The 6,067-nt window shown below is 70.8% G+C and carries 4 protein-coding genes; 2 read left to right on the forward strand and 2 right to left on the reverse strand.

The features are described 5' to 3' along the window. Positions 1-471: 471 nt before the first annotated feature. Together LIU39_RS34460 and ptsP are read left to right on the forward strand one after the other, a co-directional pair. Positions 472-921, forward strand: a complete 450-nt coding sequence (locus LIU39_RS34460) for a PTS sugar transporter subunit IIA (RefSeq protein ID WP_227050924.1) — start codon at positions 472-474, stop codon at positions 919-921. Between the two features lie 78 nt (positions 922-999). After that, the gene (gene ptsP / locus LIU39_RS34465) at positions 1,000-2,670 is read left to right on the forward strand and encodes a phosphoenolpyruvate--protein phosphotransferase (protein ID WP_227050925.1); all 1,671 of its coding nucleotides are present in this window, start codon (positions 1,000-1,002) and stop codon (positions 2,668-2,670) included. 97 nt (positions 2,671-2,767) lie between these two features. On the opposite strand, the gene LIU39_RS34470 is transcribed toward ptsP, so the two are convergent. Together LIU39_RS34470 and LIU39_RS34475 are read right to left on the reverse strand one after the other, a co-directional pair. Next, positions 2,768-3,694 (reverse strand): DUF8829 domain-containing protein, encoded by a 927-nt coding sequence (locus LIU39_RS34470; protein WP_227050926.1) that lies wholly within the window; start codon positions 3,692-3,694, stop codon positions 2,768-2,770. Between the two features lie 113 nt (positions 3,695-3,807). Further along, the gene (locus LIU39_RS34475; protein ID WP_227050927.1) at positions 3,808-5,826 is read right to left on the reverse strand and encodes an acetoacetate--CoA ligase; all 2,019 of its coding nucleotides are present in this window, start codon (positions 5,824-5,826) and stop codon (positions 3,808-3,810) included. Positions 5,827-6,067 lie beyond the last annotated feature (241 nt).

Below are 6,067 nucleotides of genomic sequence, written 5' to 3' on the forward strand. Positions count from 1 at the left end.
TCATCCACCGAGGTGGACGGGGTATCAACATATCTGGCGTTGACTTTTGGCACGCTGTTGAGTTCTCAAGGAACGGACGCTTCCTTTGCGCCTGTTTCACCAGGCTCTCCGGGCGCTTCCCTTCGGTGTTTCACACTCTATCAGGCCCTTTCGGCCTTTCGAACCACATTCTTTCTGCGGACATGCAGAAACCGATTCGATATTCCGAATCATGATTCGAAGGAGTGCCGCCCACTTGGCTTGACCGCAGTTCTCTGCGGTGTCGGCTTTCCGGGGCAGGTCTCAGACAGTACAGGGCTGCTTGGGGCGAGGCAAATCGATGGGGTGCTCGGCAACGGTGCCGGACGGGGCTGTGGGCGGTGTTGCTCATGCGGAACCGTCAGTTCTTATGACTTACGCTTCTGAGCGGTGCGCCGTCCAGGACAGGTAGTGACGGCGGCCTGATGAATCTCCACCCCTGGGAGGCTTCCCATGACCACCGTGACGTCCCCGCTTGCCGGACGCGCCATCGGACTCGCGGCTGTGCCCGATCCCGTCTTCTCCGGCGCGATGGTGGGCCCCGGTACCGCCATCGACCCCGTGCGCGAGCCGTCCGAGGCCGTCTCGCCCGTTGACGGCGTCGTTGTCTCTTTGCACCCACATGCGTTCGTCGTAGTGGACGCCGCCGGCCACGGGGTGCTCACGCACCTCGGTATCGACACTGTCCAGCTCAACGGCGAGGGCTTCGAGCTGCTCGTCAACAAGGGCGACACCGTTCAGCGCGGCCAGGCGGTCGTGCGCTGGAATCCGGCCTTGGTCGAGGAGGCCGGGAAGTCGCCGGTGTGCCCGGTCGTCGCGCTGGAGGCCGCTGCCGACTCGCTCGGCGAGGTCCGTGAGGACGGCGACATCAAGGCGGGCGAGACGCTCTTCTCCTGGCAGTAGCCGGGTGCCGTCCCGCGACGGCAGTTACGACATCCACCGCGGCGGCGCGTATCGCCGCATCAACCGGAGACGGGTGAAATGGAGACAACGCTGCGAGGCGTCGGCGTGAGCCATGGCGTGGCGATCGGCGAGGTGCGGCACATGGGCACGGCGGTTCTCGAACCGCCGGCCAAGCAGATTCCGGCCGAGGACGCGGAGCGCGAGCAGGGGCGTGCCCGCCAGGCCGTTGAGGCTGTTGCCGCGGACCTGATCGCGCGGGGGAACCTGGCCGGCGGTGAGGCGCAGGCCGTGCTCGAGGCGCAGGCCATGATGGCCCAGGACCCCGAGCTGATGGCCGATGTCGAGCGTCGGATCGCGGTCGGCAGCACCGCCGAGCGTGGTGTGTACGACGCGTTCGCCGCCTATCGGGCGCTGCTGGCGGGTGCCGGTGAGTACCTGGCCGGGCGGGTCGCCGACCTCGATGACGTGCGGAACCGGATCGTCGCGCGGCTGCTGGGTGTGCCGATGCCGGGGGTGCCGGACAGTGATGAGCCGTATGTGCTGATCGCGCGGGATCTCGCGCCGGCCGACACCGCGCTGCTCGACCCGGCGCTGGTGCTCGGGTTCGTGACCGAGGAGGGCGGGCCGACCAGCCACAGCGCGATTCTCGCGCGGGCGCTGGGGGTGCCGGCCGTGGTGGCGCTGCCGGGCGCCGGTGAGCTGGTCGAGGGCACCGTGATCGCCGTCGACGGCAGCACGGGTGAGATCTTCGTCGAGCCGAGTCCCGAGAAGCGTGCGGGGCTTGAGCAGGCGGCCGCGGCGCGTAGGGCGGCGCTGGCGGCTTCGTCCGGTCCTGGTGCCACGTCGGACGGGCACAAGGTGCCGCTGCTGGCGAATGTCGGCGGTCCCGCGGATGTGCCGGCGGCGGTCGAGGCGGGTGCGGAGGGTGTCGGTCTGTTCCGGACCGAGTTCCTCTTCCTGGACGACAGCCAGAAGGCGCCGTCCGAGGACAAGCAGATCGAGGCGTACCGCAAGGTGCTGTCGGCCTTCCCCGAGGGCCGTGTCGTGGTGCGGGTGCTGGATGCCGGTGCGGACAAGCCGCTGGACTTCCTGACGCCGGGCGACGAGCCGAACCCGGCGCTGGGTGTGCGGGGGCTGCGGTCGCTGCTGGATCACCCCGATGTGCTGCGTACCCAGCTGACGGCGCTGGCGAAGGCGGCCGAGGGGCTGCCGGTCTACCTTGAGGTCATGGCGCCGATGGTGGCGGACCGCACCGATGCGAAGGCGTTCGCCGACGCGTGCCGGGAGGCCGGTCTGCAGGCGAAGTTCGGCGCGATGGTGGAGATTCCGTCCGCCGCGCTGCGGGCCCGGTCGATTCTGCAGGAGGTCGAGTTCCTTTCGCTGGGGACGAATGACCTGGCGCAGTACACCTTCGCGGCGGACCGTCAGGTGGGGGCGGTGTCGCGTTTGCAGGATCCGTGGCAGCCGGCGCTGCTCGATCTCGTGGCGGCTGCGGCGGATGCCGCGAAGGCCGAGGGCAAGAGCTGTGGGGTGTGCGGTGAGGCGGCCGCCGATCCGTTGTTGGCGTGTGTGCTGACCGGTCTCGGTGTCACCAGCCTTTCCATGGGTGCGGCGTCGATTCCCTACGTGCGGTCGACGCTGTCGAAGCACACGCTGGCGCAGTGCGAGCGTGCGGCGGCGGCGGCGCGGGCCACGGACACCGCCGACGACGCGCGGGCGGCGGCGCAGGCGGTGCTCTCCGGAGAGTGATGCCGTGCGGCGTGAGCGTCGCGTAACGGTGCCGATGGCCGTCCCGCCCTGTGTGGCGGGGCGGCCATCTGCCGTAGGGGCGGCGGTGGTTGGGGCTTCAGTGGTGGCGGTGGGTCTCGGTTGGTGGGGTGAGGGTGAGGCCGGCGGCGTGGTCGACGCGGTGCTCGGGCGGGATGGGTTCGCCGGTGTCGGCGTCGGTGCAGTAGGCGGTGAAGACCTGGGCCGCGGTGAGCGGTCGTGGCCAGCCGTCGCGCAGGGACCAGCCGCGGACGGTGTCGTGGGTGGCGTCGGGTGGGAGGCCGGGGGTGGTGTCGGGGGTGGTGCTGCGGGAGACGATGCCGCCCGGGGAGCCGAGGGCCATGCCGGCGGCCAGGACCGTGCAGAAGATCAGGGTCCGTGATTCGGAGAGGTGGTGCCGGCCGCCGTCGAGTGCGGTGGTGTGCAGGACGGCGAGGAGTTGCGGGTCGCCCGCGGGGATGCTGCACACGAGGTGGTGGGTGCCGTCCCCGAGTGCTTCGAGGAGTTGTTTGAGTGCGTCGGTGGCGCGGGTGAAGGCGGCGTGGGCGAGGTCTTCGCCGCATTCCTCGCAGGTGCCGGTGCGGGCGAGTAACGCGGATGCCTGTTCCCAGGTGGCCTGTCGGTCGGCCTCCTCGATCAGCAGTGGCAGGAGTTGGGCGAGGGGTTCGCCCGCGTAGGGCAGGGTGGCGCCGGCGCCGGCGAGTTCGGCGGCGTAGCGGGCCCGGCTGTCGGTGTGGTCCGGGTCGATGCCGAGGTCGCCGCAGTAGGTGTCGTATGCCTCCGGGTCGAAGAGGGCGAGGGTGATGCGGACGCCCTGGGAGGCCAGGGTGCGCAGGAGGGCCTCCATCTGCTGGAGGTAGCCGGCGTGGTCGTCGAACGGGAAGGTCCGGTAGCGGCGCATGGCCGCGAAGTCCTGTGCGTCGGCCAGGACGGCCGCGGTGCTGGGGACTTCGCGGCGCAGTCGGTCGTGGGCGCCGTGGTCGGCGGGCCGGGATGTGGATGTCATGACTCCCCCTCGGTGCGTTGGCCGTCCGCGGCGGCGGTGTGCCGCCGCGGACTTCACTTGTCACTGAGAGTAATCGGGGGGTCTGACAATGGCGGCCGGAGTGCCGAGTGCCGTTACTTTGCGCGCTCGTTGGCGAGGCGCTCGTAGAAGCGGAGCAGTTCGAGGTTGTCGACCGAGCCGGGGTTGACGGCCTTGTCGAGCGGTGTGCCCTGGAGGAGGCGTTTGACGGGGACCTCGATGCGTTTGCCGGTGAGGGTGTGCGGGACGCCGGGCGCTTCGATGATGTCGTCGGGGACGTGGCGCGGGGAGAGCTGGGTGCGGATGGTGTGTTTGATGCGGGTGCGCAGGTCGTCGTCGAGGGTGGCGCCGGGGGCGAGGTGGACGAAGAGGGGCATCCAGTAGCCGCCGTCGGGGAGTTCGAGGCCGATGACGAGCGATTCGCGGATTTCGGGGAGCCGTTCGACGGCTTCGTAGATGTCGGCGGAGCCCATCCGGACGCCTTGGCGGTTGAGGGTGGAGTCGGAGCGGCCGTGGATGATGACGCTGCCCCGGGAGGTGAGGGTGATCCAGTCGCCGTGCCGCCAGACGCCGGGGTACATCTCGAAGTAGCTGTCGTGGTAGCGGCTGCCGTCGGGGTCGTTCCAGAAGCGGACCGGCATGGAGGGCATGGGGCGGGTGACGACGAGTTCGCCGACCTCGTCGGTGACCGGCTTGCCCTGGGCGTCCCATGCCTGGAGGTCGGTGCCGAGGCCGGGGGCCTGGAGTTCGCCGATGTGCACGGGGAGGGTGGGGACGGCGCCGGCGAAGCAGCTGCAGATGTCGGTGCCGCCGCTGACGGAGGCGATCCAGAGGTCGGCGTCGGCTTCCTGGAAGGAGTCGTGCAGCCAGCGGAAGCCGTCGGGGGGCAGCGGTGATCCGGTGGTGGCGACGCAGCCGACGGCGGCGAGGTCGAGGTCGCGTGCGGGGTGGATGCCGGCCTTGCGGCAGGCCATGACGTAGGCGGCGGAGGTGCCGAAGACGGTGGCGCGGGTGCGTTCGGCGACCCGCCATTGGGCGGCGATGTCGGGGTGGCCCGGGCTGCCGTCGTAGAGCACGATCGTGGCGCCCACCAGGAGACCGCCGACGAGGAAATTCCACATCATCCAGCCGGTGGACGTGTACCAGAAGAAGCGGTCGTCGGGGCCGAGGTCGCAGTGCAGGCCGGTCTGTTTGAGGTGTTCGACGAGGATGCCGCCCTGGGACTGGACGATGGCCTTGGGGAGGCCGGTGGTGCCCGAGGAGTAGAGGACCCACAGGGGGTGGTCGAAGGGGACCTGTTCGTAGACCGGTTCGGTGTCATTCGTGGTCAGGTCCGACCAGTTCAGGGCGCCTTCGGGGGCTTCGGTGCCGAGGAGCGGGACATGGACGACGGCCCGGAGGGTGGGGAGTTCGGCGCGCAGCTCGGTGACGGTGTCGCGGCGGTCGTGTTCCTTGCCGCCGTAGCGGTAGCCGTCGACGGTGAACAGGACGACGGGTTCGACCTGTTGGAAGCGGTCCAGGACGCTGCGGGCGCCGAAGTCGGGGGCACAGGAGGTCCAGACGGCGCCGACGGCCGCGGTGGCGAGGAAGGCGACGACGGCCTGCGGGATGTTGGGGAGGTAGCCGCTGACGCGGTCGCCGGGGCGGACGCCGAGTGCGCGGAGTTCGGCGGCGAGTGAGCCCACCTGGGCGCGGAGTTCGGCCCAGCTGACGGGGACGGGGTCCAGGGATTCGTCGGCGTGCAGCAGGGCCGGGGTGGCGGCGCGGTCGGCGTCTTCGGCGGCGCGCAGGGCGTGTTCGGCGTAGTTGAGGGTGGCGCCGGGGAACCAGCGGGCGCCGGGCATCGCGTCGTCGGCGAGCACCGTCTCGTAGGGGGTGGTGAAGCGGACGTCGAACCAGGTGGCGACGGCCTGCCAGAAGTCGGGGAGCGCGTCGACGGACCAGCGGTGCAGGTCGGCGTAGCTGGTGGCGGGGTCGCCCGGGGTGGCGGCGGGCGCGCCGTGGTGGGTGGCGGCCCATGCCTGGAAGCGGGTGACCTGTGCGCCGGCGATGCGGTCCGGGCCTGGCTGCCAGAGGGACTGTGGCTGCGGGGCGGGCTGCGGTGCGGTGGTCATGATGCGGCTCCCGGGCGGTACGCGTGGTGGGCGTCGGTCGCGCACGGCGGGGGTGTGCGCGTGACGCGGCTTGCCAGGACGATGCCATGTGATCGACTTGTGCACCAGGGTGGGCCCGGCATCAAGGGGCTCCCGGATGCCGGGGCGGTGGGCGCAGGGCCTGGTCGGACGGGGTGCGGGCGGGGCGGTGTGCGGGGGGTGCGGTGGTGAGCGGGGCCAGCGCATCCGGCCAGCCGCGCAC

Origin of the sequence: Streptomyces pinistramenti (assembly GCF_020564935.1) — a bacterium.
Classification (GTDB): Bacteria; Actinomycetota; Actinomycetes; order Streptomycetales; family Streptomycetaceae; genus Streptomyces; species Streptomyces pinistramenti.

Excerpts from the sequence above, each read along its gene's own strand:
- LIU39_RS34470 (WP_227050926.1), bottom strand. The coding sequence starts at position 3,694 with ATGACATCCACATCCCGGCCCGCCGACCACGGCGCCCACGACCGACTG.
- LIU39_RS34475 (WP_227050927.1), bottom strand. The coding sequence starts at position 5,826 with ATGACCACCGCACCGCAGCCCGCCCCGCAGCCACAGTCCCTCTGGCAG.
- LIU39_RS34460 (WP_227050924.1), top strand. The coding sequence starts at position 472 with ATGACCACCGTGACGTCCCCGCTTGCCGGACGCGCCATCGGACTCGCG.
- ptsP (WP_227050925.1), top strand. The coding sequence starts at position 1,000 with ATGGAGACAACGCTGCGAGGCGTCGGCGTGAGCCATGGCGTGGCGATC.